Origin of the sequence: Pseudomonas sp. EGD-AK9 (assembly GCF_000465935.2) — a bacterium.
Lineage (GTDB): Bacteria > Pseudomonadota > Gammaproteobacteria > Pseudomonadales > Pseudomonadaceae > Aquipseudomonas.
The window spans coordinates 1-15,729 of record NZ_AVOF01000707.1 but is presented as its reverse complement, the minus strand read 5'-3'; the positions used below and the strand labels follow the sequence as shown (position 1 = coordinate 15,729).

Here is a 15,729-nt window from a genome sequence, read left to right as displayed (position 1 = left end):
GGATGTGCTCGCGGGTTTGCGGCATGGGGCCGTCGGCAGCCGAGCAGACCAGGATCGCGCCGTCCATCTGGGCAGCACCGGTGATCATGTTCTTCACGTAGTCGGCGTGGCCCGGGCAGTCAACGTGCGCGTAGTGACGAATGTTGGAGTCGTACTCGACGTGCGCGGTATTGATGGTGATACCACGAGCCTTTTCTTCCGGGGCGCTGTCGATCTTGTCGAAATCAACGCGAGCGGAACCGAAAACCTCGGAGCACACACGGGTCAGAGCAGCGGTCAGAGTGGTTTTACCGTGGTCAACGTGACCGATGGTGCCGACGTTGACGTGCGGTTTGTTACGTTCAAATTTTTCTTTAGCCACGACAGTGAACCTCTTGCCTAAAGGGCTGGATTAGCCTTGTTTTTTAACCAGTGCTTCGACGATGTTCGCCGGAGCTTCGGAGTACTTGGAGAATTCCATGGAGTAGCTCGCGCGACCCTGGGACATGGAACGGACGTCGGTCGCATAACCGAACATCTCGCCCAGCGGAACCTCAGCACGGATCACTTTGCCCGATACCGAATCTTCCATACCCTGGATCAGACCACGACGACGGTTCAGGTCACCCATCACGTCACCCATGTAGTCCTCAGGCGTTACAACTTCAACCTTCATGATCGGCTCAAGCACAACACCGCCGCCCTTCTGAGCGAGCTGCTTGGTCGCCATGGAAGCCGCCACCTTGAACGCCATCTCGTTGGAGTCGACGTCGTGGTAGGAACCATCGAATACGGTCGCCTTCAGGCCGATCAGCGGATAGCCGGCGACGACGCCGTTCTTCATCTGCTCTTCGATACCCTTCTGGATCGCCGGGATGTATTCCTTCGGAACCACACCACCCACAACTTCGTTGTGGAACTCCAGACCCTCTTGACCCTCGTCAGCCGGGGCAAAGCGGATCCAGCAGTGGCCGAACTGGCCACGACCACCGGACTGGCGAACGAACTTGCCTTCGATCTCGCAGCTCTTGGTGATTTTTTCGCGGTAGGAAACCTGCGGCTTGCCGATGTTCGCCTCGACGTTGAACTCGCGACGCATACGGTCGACGAGGATGTCCAGGTGCAGCTCGCCCATGCCAGAGATGATGGTCTGGCCAGTTTCTTCGTCGGTCTTGACGCGGAACGACGGGTCTTCCTGGGCCAGCTTGCCCAGTGCGATACCCATCTTCTCCTGGTCAGCCTTGGTCTTCGGCTCTACGGCAACCGAGATTACCGGCTCCGGGAAGTCCATACGCTCGAGGATGATCTGCTTGTCGAGGTCGCACAGGGTGTCACCGGTGGTGACGTCCTTCATACCGATCAGGGCCGCGATGTCGCCAGCGCGCACTTCCTTGATCTCGTCACGCTGGTTGGCGTGCATCTGCACCATACGACCAACGCGCTCTTTCTTGCCCTTGACCGAGTTGATCACCGAGTCGCCGGAGGTCAGAACGCCCGAGTAGACGCGAACGAAGGTCAGGGTACCGACGAACGGGTCAGTGGCGATCTTGAACGCCAGCGCCGAGAACGGCTCGGCATCGTCGGCATGACGCTCGTCGTAGTCGGCGTCGGTCAGCTCGTCCTTCGGCTTGTCGATGACATCCGGGTGGATGCCCTTGATCGCCGGGATCTCGGTCGGAGCAGGCAGGTAGTCGATGACGGCGTCGAGAACCAGGGGCACGCCCTTATTCTTGAAGGAAGAACCGCAAACGGCCGGAACGATCTCACCAGCCAGGGTGCGCGCACGCAGACCGGCCTTGATTTCCTCGGCGCTCAACTCGCCGCCTTCCAGGTACTTGTTCATCAGCTCTTCGTTGGCTTCGGCGGCGGCTTCGATCATGTTCGAACGCCACTCCTCAGCCAGATCCTGGAGCTCGGCCGGGATCTCTTCCTCGCGATAGGAAGTACCCTTGTCGTCCTCGTTCCAGTAGATCGCCTTCATCTTGATCAGGTCGACCTGACCTTCGAAGTTGTCTTCCGCACCGATGGCCAGCTGGACCGGAACCGGGGTGTGACCCAGGCGGTTCTTGATCTGACCGATGACGCGCAGGAAGTTGGCGCCGGCACGGTCCATCTTGTTCACGTAAACCACACGCGGAACGCCGTACTTGTTGGCCTGACGCCATACGGTTTCGGACTGCGGCTCAACGCCGGAGGTACCGCAGAACACCACGACCGCACCGTCGAGCACGCGCAGCGAACGCTCTACTTCGATGGTGAAGTCGACGTGGCCGGGGGTATCGATCACGTTGACGCGGTACTTGTCGTACTGGCCCTTGGAGCCCTGCCAGAAGGTGGTCACGGCAGCGGAGGTAATGGTGATACCGCGCTCCTGCTCCTGCACCATCCAGTCGGTGGTCGCAGCGCCGTCATGCACCTCGCCCATCTTGTGGCTCAGACCCGTGTAGAACAGGATCCGCTCGGTAGTGGTAGTCTTGCCCGCGTCAACGTGGGCACAGATACCGATGTTACGGTAGCGGTTAATTGCTGTATTACGAGCCATAAAGCCCTCGCAAAGTTAGTGGAGCCGGAATTAGAAGCGGTAGTGCGAGAAAGCCTTGTTGGCCTCGGCCATACGGTGCACGTCTTCACGCTTCTTGACAGCAGCGCCTTTGCCTTCAGCAGCATCCAGCAGCTCGCCAGCCAGACGCAGAGCCATGGACTTCTCACCGCGCTTGCGCGCGTAGTCCACCAGCCAGCGCATAGCCAGGGCGTTACGACGGGACGGGCGAACTTCGACCGGAACCTGGTAGGTAGCACCGCCGACACGGCGGGACTTGACTTCGACCAGCGGAGCGATGGCGTCGAGAGCTTTCTCGAAGATCTCCAGGGGATCGGTGTTCTTGCGCGCCTTGACAGTGTCCAGGGCACCGTAAACGATGCGCTCAGCCACGGCCTTCTTGCCGCTTTCCATCACGTGGTTCATGAATTTAGCGAGGATCTGGCTTCCGTATTTCGGATCGTCCAGGATCTCACGCTTTGCTGCTACACGACGTCTTGGCATTGATAAGCCCTCAAACGGTCTTCAGGTTAGCCCGGGACTGACGGCATTCGCCGCGCCCGACCTTACTCTTATCGACTCAACTAAATAAAAAGATCAGGCGGCCTTATTTCGGACGCTTGGTACCGTACTTGGAACGACCCTGCTTACGGTCTTTGACGCCGGAGGTATCCAGCGAACCGCGCACGGTGTGGTAACGCACACCCGGAAGGTCCTTTACACGACCGCCACGGATCAGCACCACACTGTGCTCTTGCAGGTTGTGGCCTTCACCGCCGATGTACGAGGAAACCTCGAAACCGTTGGTCAGACGCACGCGGCATACTTTACGCAGTGCCGAGTTAGGTTTTTTCGGCGTGGTGGTGTACACGCGGGTGCACACGCCACGACGTTGCGGGCAGTTCTGCAGCGCAGGCACGTCGGATTTCTCGACGATGCGCTTACGCGGCTGACGTACCAGCTGGTTGATAGTTGCCATCTACTAGCTCCACTGTTGTCTTTCGACGCTATTTAGCTACACACAAATAAAGATGGCAGAGCCAAGCGCCCTGCCAAATTTAGGGGTGCATGAGTCTAAAGAGACTCAACGCCCCAGTCAAGGCAAAGCCCCGCCGGCGAACCGGCGGGGCCTCGACTCAATTGCCGCTGGAGTTCAGCGCTTCGGTCAGTGCGGCTTCCACCTCACTGGCGCTGACCCGTACCGGCTTGTCGGCTTCACGCTTGCGCTTGCGCTCGCTGTGATAGGCCAGACCGGTACCAGCCGGGATCAGACGACCCACGACCACGTTTTCCTTCAGGCCGCGCAGGTAGTCGCGCTTGCCGGTAACCGCCGCTTCGGTGAGGACGCGGGTGGTTTCCTGGAACGATGCCGCCGAGATGAACGACTCGGTGGACAGCGACGCCTTGGTGATACCCAGCAGTACGCGGGTGTACTTGGCGACGAACTTGTCCTCTTCAGCCAGGCGCTCGTTCTCGCCCAGCACCGCGGTCAGTTCCATCTGGTCGCCCTTGATGAAGCTGGAATCGCCCGACTCGCTCACTTCGACCTTGCGCAGCATCTGGCGCAGGATGGTCTCGATGTGCTTGTCGTTGATCTTCACGCCCTGCAGGCGGTACACGTCCTGGATCTCGTTGACGATGTACTTGGCCAGCGCGCTGACGCCCAGCAGACGCAGGATGTCGTGCGGATCGCTCGGACCGTCGGAGATGACTTCGCCCTTGTTCACCTGTTCGCCTTCGAACACGTTCAGGTGACGCCACTTCGGAATCAGCTCCTCGTACGGATCGCTGCCATCGGTCGGGGTGATGACCAGACGGCGCTTGCCCTTGGTCTCCTTGCCGAAGCTGATGGTGCCGCTGATTTCCGCCAGGATCGAAGCTTCCTTCGGACGACGGGCTTCGAACAGGTCGGCAACGCGCGGCAGACCACCGGTGATGTCACGGGTCTTCGAGGTTTCCTGCGGGATACGGGCGATAACGTCACCGACCGCGATCTGCGCACCGTCGGCCACACCGACCAGGGCGTTGGCCGGCAGGAAGTACTGGGCGGGAACGTCGGTACCCGGCAGCAGCAGCTCCTTGCCATTGGCGTCGACCAGCTTGATGGCCGGACGAATGTCCTTGCCGGCAGCCGGACGATCCTTCGGATCGAGCACTTCGATGTTGGTCAGACCAGTCAGTTCGTCGGTCTGGCGCTTGATGGTGATGCCCTCCTCCATGCCGACGAAGGTCACGGTACCCTTCATTTCGGTCACGATCGGGTGGGTGTGCGGGTCCCACTTGGCGACGATGGCGCCAGCGTCGACCTTGTCGCCTTCCTTCACCGAAATCACCGCACCGTAGGGCAGCTTGTAGCGCTCGCGCTCGCGACCGAACTCGTCGGCAATCGCCAGCTCGCCGGAACGCGACACCGCGACCAGGTTGCCGTCGAGACGCTCGACGTGCTTGAGGTTGTGCAGACGAATCGCACCGCCGTTCTTCACCTGGACGCTGTCGGCCGCCGAAGTCCGGCTGGCCGCACCACCGATGTGGAAGGTACGCATGGTCAGCTGGGTACCCGGCTCACCGATGGACTGGGCGGCGATGACGCCGACCGCTTCACCGATGTTGACCTGGTGACCGCGAGCCAGGTCGCGACCGTAGCACTTGGCGCAGATGCCGTAGCGGGTTTCGCAGGTGATCGGCGAACGCACCACCACTTCGTCGACGCTGTTGAGCTCGATGAACTCGACCCACTGCTCGTCGATCAGGGTGCCGGCCGGCACGATGACGTCCTCGGTGCCCGGCTTGAACACGTCCTTGGCGATCACTCGGCCCAGTACGCGCTCGCCCAGCGGCTCGACCACGTCGCCGCCTTCGATGTGCGGGGTCATCAGCAGGCCGTGTTCGGTGCCGCAATCGATCTCGGTCACCACCAGGTCCTGGGCCACGTCGACCAGACGACGGGTCAGGTAACCGGAGTTCGCGGTCTTCAGTGCGGTATCCGCCAGACCCTTACGCGCACCGTGGGTGGAGATGAAGTACTGCAGAACCGACAGACCTTCGCGGAAGTTCGCGGTGATCGGCGTTTCGATGATGGAGCCGTCCGGCTTGGCCATCAGGCCACGCATACCGGCCAGCTGACGGATCTGGGCGGCGCTACCACGCGCACCGGAGTCCGCCATCATGTACATGGAGTTGAAGGACTCCTGCTCGACGGTCTTGCCTTCGCGATCGACCACCGGCTCTTTCGAAAGGTTGGCCATCATCGCCTTGGAGACTTCGTCGTTGGCCTTCGACCAGAGGTCGATCACCTTGTTGTACTTCTCGCCCTGGGTGACCAGGCCGGAGGCGTACTGCGACTCGATTTCCTTCACTTCCTCGGTGGCGGCGTCGATGATGCGCGCCTTCTCGTCCGGGATGACGAAGTCGTTCACGCCGATCGACACACCGGAGATGGTCGAGTAGGCGAAACCGGTGTACATCAGCTGGTCGGCGAAGATGACGGTGTCCTTCAGACCCACGGTGCGATAGCACTGGTTGATCAGCTTGGAGATCGCCTTCTTCTTCATCGACTGGTTGACCACGTCATAGGACAGGCCGGCCGGGACGATCTGGAACAGCAGCGCGCGGCCGACGGTGGTGTCGACGATGCGGGTGTTCTTGGTGATCGAGCCGTCCTTTTCCTTGATGGTCTCGTTGATGCGCACTTTCACCCGGGCGTGCAGGGACGCTTCGCCGGCGCGGAACACACGGTCGACTTCCTGCAGGTCGGCGAACACGCGACCTTCGCCCTTGGCGTTCACCGCCTCACGGGTCATGTAGTACAGACCCAGTACCACGTCCTGCGACGGCACGATGATCGGCTCGCCGTTGGCGGGCGAGAGGATGTTGTTGGTCGACATCATCAGTGCGCGTGCTTCGAGCTGGGCTTCCAGGGTCAGCGGCACGTGAACGGCCATCTGGTCACCGTCGAAGTCGGCGTTGTACGCGGCGCAGACCAGCGGGTGCAGCTGGATCGCCTTACCTTCGATCAGGACCGGCTCGAACGCCTGGATACCCAGACGGTGCAGGGTCGGCGCGCGGTTGAGCAGGACGGGGTGTTCGCGGATCACTTCAGCGAGCACGTCCCACACTTCCGGCAGCTCGCGCTCGACCATCTTCTTGGCGGCCTTGATGGTGGTCGCCAGACCACGCATTTCCAGCTTGCCGAAAATGAACGGCTTGAACAGCTCCAGGGCCATCTTCTTCGGCAGACCGCACTGGTGCAGACGCAGGGTCGGGCCCACGGTAATCACGGAACGACCGGAGTAGTCCACGCGCTTACCGAGCAGGTTCTGACGGAAGCGACCTTGCTTACCCTTGATCATGTCGGCCAGCGACTTCAGCGGGCGCTTGTTCGAGCCGGTGATGGCGCGACCGCGACGGCCGTTGTCGAGCAGGGCGTCGACCGCCTCCTGCAGCATGCGCTTTTCGTTGCGCACGATGATGTCCGGGGCGGACAGGTCGAGCAGGCGCTTGAGACGGTTGTTACGGTTGATCACGCGACGGTACAGATCGTTCAGGTCGGAGGTCGCGAAGCGGCCACCATCGAGCGGTACCAGCGGACGCAGATCCGGCGGCAGCACGGGCAGAACGGTCAGCACCATCCACTCCGGCAGGTTGCCGGAGTCCTTGAAGGCTTCCATCAGCTTCAGGCGCTTGGACAGCTTCTTGATCTTGGTCTCGGAGTTGGTCTGCGGAATCTCTTCGCGCAGACGGCCGATCTCGTGATCCAGGTCGATGGCGTGCAGCAGCTCGCGCACGGCCTCGGCGCCCATGCGCGCGTCGAAGTCGTCACCAAACTCTTCGAGGGCTTCGAAGTACTGTTCGTCGTTCAGCAGCTGGCCTTTCTCCAGGGTGGTCATGCCCGGATCGATCACGACGTAGCTCTCGAAATAGAGCACGCGCTCGATATCACGCAGGGTCATGTCCATCAGCAGGCCGATACGCGACGGCAGCGACTTCAGGAACCAGATGTGAGCGACCGGCGAGGCCAGTTCGATGTGCGCCATGCGCTCACGACGAACCTTGGCCAGGGCCACTTCCACGCCGCACTTCTCGCAGATCACGCCGCGATGCTTCAAGCGCTTGTACTTGCCGCACAGGCACTCGTAATCCTTGACCGGGCCAAAGATCTTGGCGCAGAACAGGCCGTCACGCTCAGGCTTGAACGTACGGTAGTTGATGGTTTCCGGTTTTTTTACTTCACCGAACGACCACGAACGGATCATCTCGGGCGAGGCCAATCCGATACGGATGGCGTCGAACTCTTCGATCTGACCCTGGTTTTTCAGCAGATTCAGTAGGTCTTTCAAGGCCTTTCCTCCTGGCGGAGCAGGGAGTGGGCTAACCGCCCCACTCCCGTCGCGTCACGTGTTATTCGGTTTCCAGATCGATGTCGATGCCGAGCGAACGGATCTCTTTGATCAGCACGTTGAAGGACTCGGGCATGCCCGGCTCCATACGGTGATCGCCATCCACGATGTTCTTGTACATCTTGGTACGGCCGTTCACGTCGTCCGACTTCACGGTCAGCATTTCCTGCAGGGTGTAGGCGGCGCCGTAGGCTTCCAGCGCCCAGACCTCCATCTCCCCGAAGCGCTGACCACCGAACTGCGCCTTACCACCCAGCGGCTGCTGGGTAACCAGGCTGTAGGAACCAGTGGAACGCGCGTGCATCTTGTCGTCCACCAGGTGGTTCAGTTTGAGCATGTACATGTAGCCGACGGTGGTCGGGCGCTCGAACTGGTTGCCGGTGCGACCGTCGAACAGGCGCATCTGGCCGCTTTCCGGCAGGTCGGCCAGCTTCAGCATGGCCTTGATCTCGCTTTCCTTGGCGCCGTCGAACACCGGGGTGGCCATCGGCACACCGCCTTTGAGGTTCTTCGCCAGCTCGAGGATTTCGCTATCGGACAGCTCGTCGAGGTTTTCCTGACGACCGCCGATCTCGTTGTAGATCTCCTGCAGGAACTTGCGCAGTTCGGCGATCTTGCGCTGCTCTTCGAGCATGCGGTTGATCTTCTCACCCAGGCCCTTGGCCGCGAGCCCCAGGTGGGTTTCGAGGATCTGACCGACGTTCATACGCGAAGGTACACCCAGCGGGTTGAGGACGATGTCGACCGGGGTGCCATTGGCGTCGTGCGGCATGTCTTCGACCGGCATGATCACCGAGACCACACCCTTGTTACCGTGACGACCGGCCATCTTGTCGCCCGGCTGGATGCGGCGGCGGATGGCCAGGTAGACCTTGACGATCTTCAGCACGCCCGGCGCCAGATCGTCGCCCTGCTGCAGCTTGCGCTTCTTGTCTTCGAACTTGTCGTCGAGCAGCTGACGGCGGTCGGAGATGTAGGCCTGGGCCTTCTCCAACTGCTCGTTCAGGGCGTCGTCGGCCATGCGCAGCTTGAACCACTGGCCACGCTCGAGGCCGTCGAGGAACTCGTCGGTGATCGCGGTGCCCTTCTTCAGGCCGGCGCCGCCTTCGGCGATGGCGCCGACCAGGGCGGAGCGCAGACGCTCGAAGGTGGCGCCTTCGACGATGCGGAACTCTTCGTTGAGGTCCTTGCGGATCTCGTCGAGCTGCATCTTCTCGATCGACAGGGCGCGCGAGTCGCGCTCGACGCCGTCGCGGGTGAAGACCTGGACGTCGATGACGGTGCCCTTGGTGCCGGTCGGCACACGCAGGGAGGTGTCCTTCACATCGGACGCCTTCTCACCGAAGATCGCGCGCAGCAGCTTCTCTTCCGGCGTCAGCTGGGTCTCGCCTTTCGGGGTGACCTTACCGACCAGGATGTCGCCCGGGCCGACTTCGGCACCGACGTAGACGATACCGGCCTCGTCCAGCTTGTTCAGTGCAGCTTCACCGACGTTCGGGATGTCCGAGGAGATTTCCTCTGGGCCGAGCTTGGTGTCGCGCGCCACACAGGTCAGTTCCTGGATGTGGATGGTGGTGAAGCGGTCTTCCTGCACCACGCGCTCGGACAGGCAGATGGAGTCTTCGAAGTTGAAGCCGTTCCACGGCATGAACGCCACGCGCATGTTCTGACCCAGCGCCAGTTCACCCATGTCGGTGGACGGGCCGTCGGCCATGATGTCGCTGCGCGCCACCTTGTCACCCTTGCTCACCAGCGGACGCTGGTTGATGCAGGTGTTCTGGTTGGAGCGGGTGTACTTGGTCAGGTTGTAGATGTCGACACCGGCTTCACCAGTCTCGACTTCGTCATCGTTGACCCGAACCACGATACGGCTGGCATCGACCGAGTCGATCACCCCGCCACGACGGGCCACGACGCAGACGCCGGAGTCACGGGCGACGTTGCGCTCCATGCCGGTACCGACCAGCGGCTTGTCGGCACGCAGGGTCGGCACGGCCTGACGCTGCATGTTCGACCCCATCAGTGCACGGTTGGCGTCGTCGTGCTCGAGGAACGGAATCAGCGAGGCAGCGACGGAAACGACCTGCTTCGGCGACACGTCCATCAGGGTGACGTCTTCCGGCGCCTTGACGGTGAACTCGTTGAGGTGACGCACGGCCACCAGCTCGTCGACCAGCATGCCCTTGTCGTTCATGGTCGCCGAGGCCTGGGCGATCACGTGATCGGCCTCTTCGATGGCGGACAGGAACACGATCTCGTCGGTGACCAGACCGGCCTTGACCACGCGGTACGGGCTCTCGAGGAAGCCGTACTGGTTGGTGCGGGCGTAGGCGGCCAGCGAGTTGATCAGACCGATGTTCGGACCTTCAGGGGTTTCGATCGGGCACACGCGACCGTAGTGGGTCGGGTGTACGTCGCGCACTTCGAAGCCGGCGCGCTCGCGGGTCAGACCGCCCGGGCCGAGTGCGGAGACGCGGCGCTTGTGGGTGATCTCGGAGAGCGGGTTGTTCTGATCCATGAACTGCGAGAGCTGGCTGGAACCGAAGAACTCCTTCACCGCCGCCGCGACCGGCTTGGCGTTGATCAGGTCCTGCGGCATCAGGCCTTCGCTTTCGGCCATCGACAGGCGTTCCTTGACCGCGCGCTCGACGCGCACCAGGCCAACGCGGAACTGGTTCTCGGCCATCTCACCGACGCAACGCACGCGACGGTTACCCAGGTGGTCGATGTCGTCGACGATACCCTTGCCATTACGGATGTCGACCAGGGTCTTCAGTACGGCAACGATGTCTTCCTTGCTCAGCACGCCCGAACCTTCGATCTCGGTACGCCCGATACGACGGTTGAACTTCATGCGGCCGACGGCGGACAGGTCGTAACGCTCGGCGCTGAAGAACAGGTTGTTGAACAGGGTCTCGGCAGCGTCCTTGGTCGGCGGCTCGCCGGGACGCATCATGCGATAGATCTCGACCAGCGCTTCCAACTGATTGGTGGTGCTGTCGATCTTCAGCGTGTCGCTGATGAACGGACCGCAATCGATGTCGTTGGTGTACAGGGTCTCGAAACGCACCACCTGCGCCTTGGCCATCTTGACCAGCAGGTCGGCGGTCAGCTCGGTGTTGCACTCGGCGATGATCTCGCCGGTAGCCGGGTGCACGATGGCCTTGGCGGTAGTGCGGCCAATGACGTAATCGAGCGGAACTTCCAGCTCCTTGATGCCAGCCTTGTCCAGCTGGTTGATGTGGCGAGCCGTGATACGACGGCCCTGCTCGACGATCACCTTGCCGCTGCCGTCCTTGATATCGAGGACCGCGACTTCACCGCGCAGACGCTGCGGCACCAGCTCCAGGCTCAGGTTCTCGCCCTTAACGTGGAACACGTTGGTGTCGTAGAAGGCATCCAGCACCTCTTCGGTGCTGTAGCCGAGCGCGCGCAGCAGGACGGACGCCGGCAGCTTGCGGCGACGGTCGATACGCACGAACACCGCGTCCTTCGGGTCGAACTCGAAGTCCAGCCAGGAACCGCGGTAAGGAATGATGCGAGCGGAGTACAGCAGCTTACCGGAGCTGTGGGTCTTGCCACGGTCGTGGTCGAAGAACACGCCCGGGGAGCGGTGCAGCTGGGAAACGATCACGCGCTCGGTACCGTTGATGACGAAGGTACCGTTCTCGGTCATGAGCGGAATCTCGCCCATGTACACTTCCTGCTCTTTGATGTCCTTGATCGCTTTGTTCGACGATTCTTTGTCGAAAATGATCAGGCGCACTTTCACGCGCAGCGGCACGGCGAAGGTCACGCCACGCAGGACGCACTCCTTGACGTCGAACGCCGGCTCGCCCAGGCGATAGCCGACATATTCCAGAGCGGCGTTGCCGGAATAGCTGATGATCGGGAATACGGATTTGAAGGCCGCGTGCAGGCCGATGTCGCGGAACTGTTCCTTGCTCACTCCTTGCTGCAGGAATTCGCGGTACGAATCCAGCTGGATGGCCAGGAGGTAAGGCACATCCATGACATCCGGCAACTTGCTAAAGTCCTTGCGGATACGTTTTTTCTCAGTGTATGAGTAAGCCATCAGCGTTCCCCAGCTTGGTCACCTGCTTATTTGGCCAGCGCCGGCGGCGATGACCAGAAAATCGTGCAAACCCTCGGTTTGCGGCCGCCTCGAGGGGCGGGATCTTTCCGGTTCCAGGCCGGCTGACGAACAGCCGACCTAGAACGGAAAAAGGCCGGTGGCAAAAGCCACCAGCCATCAGCCTTGTGCGAGTCGCTCGGGCTGTAGACGCAAGGTGCGAACTTACTTGAGTTCGACCTTGGCGCCAGCTTCTTCCAGCTTCTTCTTGGCGTCTTCGGCAGCTTCTTTGCTCAGGCCTTCAGCGATAACCTGAGGAGCGGTGTCGACCTTCTCCTTGGCTTCCTTCAGACCCAGACCGGTCAGCTCGCGAACAGCCTTGATCACGTTCACTTTCTTCTCGCCGGCTTCGGCCAGAACGACGTTGAACTCGGTTTGTTCTTCAACAGCAGCGGCAGCAGCGGCCGGGCCGGCAGCAACAGCGGCAGCGGCGGTAACGCCGAACTTCTCTTCCATTGCCTTGATCAGTTCAACAACCTGCATCACGGACATTTCGGAAACGGCGTTGATGATGTCTTCGTTGGTCAGAGCCATGACTCTAATTCCTGTATTGGGGTGACAGCCTTCGCGGCCATCGAATTAAACAAATAACGTAGAAAGGGTGATGCGCCTGGATCAGGCGGCAGCGCCTTCTTTCTGGTCGCGAACAGCTGCCAGAGTACGAACGAACTTGCTGGTGGCGCCTTGCATCACGCTCATCAGCTGGGCAATAGCTTCGTTGTAGGTCGGCAGGGTAGCCAGCACGTCGATCTGATTGGCTGCGAGGAACTGGCCCTCGAACGCAGCTGCCTTGATCTCGAACTTGTCCTGACCCTTGGCGAATTCCTTGAAGATACGGGCAGCAGCGCCCGGATGTTCGTTGGAGAACGCGATCAGGGTCGGGCCTTTGAACACGTCGTTGAGCACGTCGAACTGAGTGCCTTCAACGGCGCGGCGCAGCAGGGTGTTACGTACGACTTTCACGTACACACCAGCCGCGCGGGCCTCTTTACGGAGTCCGGTCATTGCGCCGACGGTCACGCCACGGGCATCAGCCACGACAGCGGACAGACCGGCTTTGGCAGCCTCGTTGACTTCAGCGACGATGGCCTTCTTGTCTTCGAGTTTAATTGCCACGGGTTTACTCCTGGATGTTACCGTTTCGTCCAGCACGAGCCGGACGGCGTTTTGGTGTCTGATTCGGTAAGAATCGGGAGCACCATCTGCGTAGGCGACCGCGGATCGCTCCACGGGTTTAAGGCTTGCGCCACCTACGGTCTTGGATAGCCCCCGCCAGGCAGGGACCCCAATTTTTCAAGGCCGGCGACGCGCACGCCGCCGACCCAATCACTTACGCGTCGAGCGAAGCCTGATCGATGATCAGACCGGGACCCATGGTGGTGCTCAGGGTCACGCGCTTGACGTAGATACCTTTGGAAGTGGACGGCTTCAGACGCTTCAGGTCAGCCAGCAGGGCTTCCACGTTCTGCTTCAGCGCGGCGGCTTCGAAGCCGACCTTGCCAACGGAGGTGTGGATGATGCCGTTCTTGTCGGTACGGAAACGTACCTGACCAGCCTTGGCGTTCTTCACGGCGGTGGCGACGTCCGGAGTCACGGTGCCGACTTTCGGGTTCGGCATCAGGCCGCGCGGACCCAGTACCTGGCCCAGCTGGCCAACGACGCGCATGGCGTCCGGGGAAGCGATGACCACGTCGTAGTTCAGATCGCCGGCCTTCATTTCGGCAGCCAGATCGTCCATACCGACCTTGTCGGCACCGGCAGCCAGGGCAGCTTCAGCGCCCGGACCCTGGGTGAACACGGCAACGCGTACGGTCTTGCCAGTGCCGTTCGGCAGCACGGTGGCGCCACGTACGACCTGGTCGGATTTACGCGGGTCTACGCCCAGGTTCACGGCAACGTCGAAGGACTCGGTGAACTTGACGGCAGACAGCTCGGCCAGCAGGCCGGCCGCTTCTTCGAAGGTGTAGGCCTTGCCGGCTTCAACCTTGGCCGCGATGGCCTTTTGGCGCTTGGTCAACTTAGCCATTACACACCCTCCACGTTCAGGCCCATGCTACGAGCGGAGCCGGCGATGGTGCGCACGGCCGCATCCAGGTCAGCGGCAGTAAGATCGGCCTGCTTGGTCTTGGCGATCTCCTCCAGCTGAGCACGGGTAACGGTGCCTACTTTGACGGTGTTCGGACGAGCGGAACCGCTGGTCAGGCCGGCGGCCTTCTTCAGCAGCACCGATGCCGGGGTGCTCTTGGTTTCAAAGGTGAAACTGCGGTCGCTGTAAACGGTGATGATCACAGGAGTCGGCAGACCAGGCTCCATGCCCTGAGTCTTGGCGTTGAACGCCTTGCAGAATTCCATGATGTTCACGCCGTGCTGACCCAGAGCCGGACCCACGGGCGGCGACGGGTTTGCCTGAGCGGCTTTAACCTGCAGCTTGATATAAGCCTGAATTTTCTTAGCCATTAGCTACTCCAATTTCGGGTTCGAACGCCTGACGGCTCCCCGGGTTACTTACGCATTTATCCCAGTGACGACAAAACCCCGCAGCCTAAGGCTGCGGGGTGAGGGATGCTTATGTCAGTTATGCCTTCTCGACCTGACTGAACTCCAGCTCGACCGGGGTGGAGCGACCGAAGATGGTCACCGCAACCTGGATACGGCTCTTTTCGTAATTCACTTCTTCGACCACGCCGCCGAAATCGGCGAACGGACCATCGACCACCCGCACCATCTCGCCCGGCTCGAACAGGGTCTTCGGCTTGGGCTTGTCGCCGCTATCGGCAACACGACGCAGAATGGCTTCGGCTTCTTTTTCGGTGATCGGCGCCGGCTTGTCGGCAGTACCACCAATGAAGCCCATGACGCGCGGCGTATCCTTGATCAAGTGCCAAGTCGCCTCGTTCATCTCCATCTGCACCAGGACATAGCCGGGGAAGAACTTGCGCTCGCTCTTGCGCTTCTGACCGTTGCGCATCTCGACCACTTCTTCAGTGGGCACGAGAATCTCGCCGAAGTCGTCTTCCATGCCAGCCAGCTTGACGCGCTCGATCAGCGAGCGCATGACATGCTTCTCGTAACCCGAGTAAGCATGCACAACGTACCAACGCTTAGCCACGGGACACCCTTAACCAACAATCAGGGAAACAAGCCAACCGAGCAGGGAATCGAGCCCCCACAACAGCAGCGCCATTACCAACACTACAGCCACGACAATCAGGGTGGTCTGCGTGGTTTCCTGGCGGGTCGGCCAAACAACCTTGCGAATCTCGACGCGCGCCTCTTTCAACAGCACCGCGAAGGCCTGACCACGAGCAGTCTGCAGGGCAACCACACCCGCCACGACCGCCAGCACCAGCAGACCGAGAACGCGATACAGGATCGGCTCCGCAGAAAAGTACTGATTACCGACCACACCCACTACAACCAGGGCAGCGACAATCAGCCACTTGACCAGATCAAAGCGAGAGTCTTTGGCTTCAGCCTTAACATTCATTCGAGAGGATCCTGTGAAAGACACGCCAGATTCGTTAGAAAATGGCAGGTCAGGAGGGAATCGAACCCCCAACCTGCGGTTTTGGAGACCGCCGCTCTGCCAATTGAGCTACTGACCTAAAGCAAAATCAGGCCGACCATTATGCCGGCCTGAGAGGGACAGATCAACCGATTACTCGACGATCTTGGCAACCACG

The 15,729-nt window shown here is 60.9% G+C and carries 12 protein-coding genes and 1 tRNA gene; all 13 read right to left on the bottom strand.

What is annotated here, in order from left to right; genetic code table 11:
• Positions 1-361 (bottom strand): GTP-binding protein (locus N878_RS23135; RefSeq protein WP_021444523.1); only part of this gene is annotated, 361 nt, incomplete at its 3' end.
• Positions 362-391: 30 nt separating this feature from the next.
• Positions 392-2,521 (bottom strand): elongation factor G, encoded by a 2,130-nt coding sequence (fusA, locus tag N878_RS23130; RefSeq protein ID WP_031303874.1) that lies wholly within the window; start codon positions 2,519-2,521, stop codon positions 392-394.
• Positions 2,522-2,551: 30 nt separating this feature from the next.
• Positions 2,552-3,022, bottom strand: coding sequence for a 30S ribosomal protein S7 (rpsG, locus tag N878_RS23125; protein ID WP_021445873.1), 471 nt, complete (start codon positions 3,020-3,022; stop codon positions 2,552-2,554).
• A gap of 103 nt (positions 3,023-3,125) precedes the next feature.
• Positions 3,126-3,497: a 30S ribosomal protein S12 gene (gene rpsL / locus N878_RS23120; RefSeq protein ID WP_003463319.1), complete on the bottom strand. Its 372-nt coding sequence runs from the start codon at positions 3,495-3,497 to the stop codon at positions 3,126-3,128.
• Positions 3,498-3,654: 157 nt separating this feature from the next.
• Complete coding sequence (gene rpoC, locus N878_RS23115; RefSeq protein WP_021445872.1) at positions 3,655-7,854, bottom strand: DNA-directed RNA polymerase subunit beta'; 4,200 nt, start codon at positions 7,852-7,854, stop codon at positions 3,655-3,657.
• 61 nt (positions 7,855-7,915) lie between these two features.
• Positions 7,916-11,989 carry a DNA-directed RNA polymerase subunit beta gene (rpoB, locus tag N878_RS23110; RefSeq protein ID WP_031303872.1) on the bottom strand — a complete coding sequence of 1,358 codons (4,074 nt, stop codon included), beginning with the start codon at positions 11,987-11,989 and terminating at the stop codon, positions 7,916-7,918.
• Positions 11,990-12,211: 222 nt separating this feature from the next.
• Complete coding sequence (rplL, locus tag N878_RS23105) at positions 12,212-12,580, bottom strand: 50S ribosomal protein L7/L12 (protein ID WP_021445870.1); 369 nt, start codon at positions 12,578-12,580, stop codon at positions 12,212-12,214.
• 81 nt (positions 12,581-12,661) lie between these two features.
• On the bottom strand, positions 12,662-13,162 hold the full coding sequence (gene rplJ / locus N878_RS23100) for a 50S ribosomal protein L10 (protein ID WP_021445869.1): 501 nt from the start codon (positions 13,160-13,162) through the stop codon (positions 12,662-12,664).
• 214 nt (positions 13,163-13,376) lie between these two features.
• Positions 13,377-14,072 (bottom strand): 50S ribosomal protein L1, encoded by a 696-nt coding sequence (rplA, locus tag N878_RS23095; RefSeq protein WP_021445868.1) that lies wholly within the window; start codon positions 14,070-14,072, stop codon positions 13,377-13,379.
• Positions 14,072-14,503, bottom strand: a complete 432-nt coding sequence (gene rplK / locus N878_RS23090) for a 50S ribosomal protein L11 (protein WP_021445867.1) — start codon at positions 14,501-14,503, stop codon at positions 14,072-14,074. The genes rplA and rplK overlap by 1 nt, the downstream gene beginning before the upstream one ends.
• A 118-nt stretch (positions 14,504-14,621) precedes the next feature.
• A complete protein-coding gene (gene nusG, locus N878_RS23085; RefSeq protein WP_004373446.1) occupies positions 14,622-15,155 on the bottom strand; it encodes a transcription termination/antitermination protein NusG in 534 nt (177 codons plus the stop codon).
• A 9-nt stretch (positions 15,156-15,164) separates the two neighbouring features.
• Complete coding sequence (gene secE / locus N878_RS23080) at positions 15,165-15,533, bottom strand: preprotein translocase subunit SecE (protein ID WP_021445866.1); 369 nt, start codon at positions 15,531-15,533, stop codon at positions 15,165-15,167.
• 42 nt (positions 15,534-15,575) lie between these two features.
• Positions 15,576-15,651, bottom strand: a tRNA-Trp gene (locus N878_RS23075).
• Between the last annotated feature and the right edge of the window lie 78 nt (positions 15,652-15,729).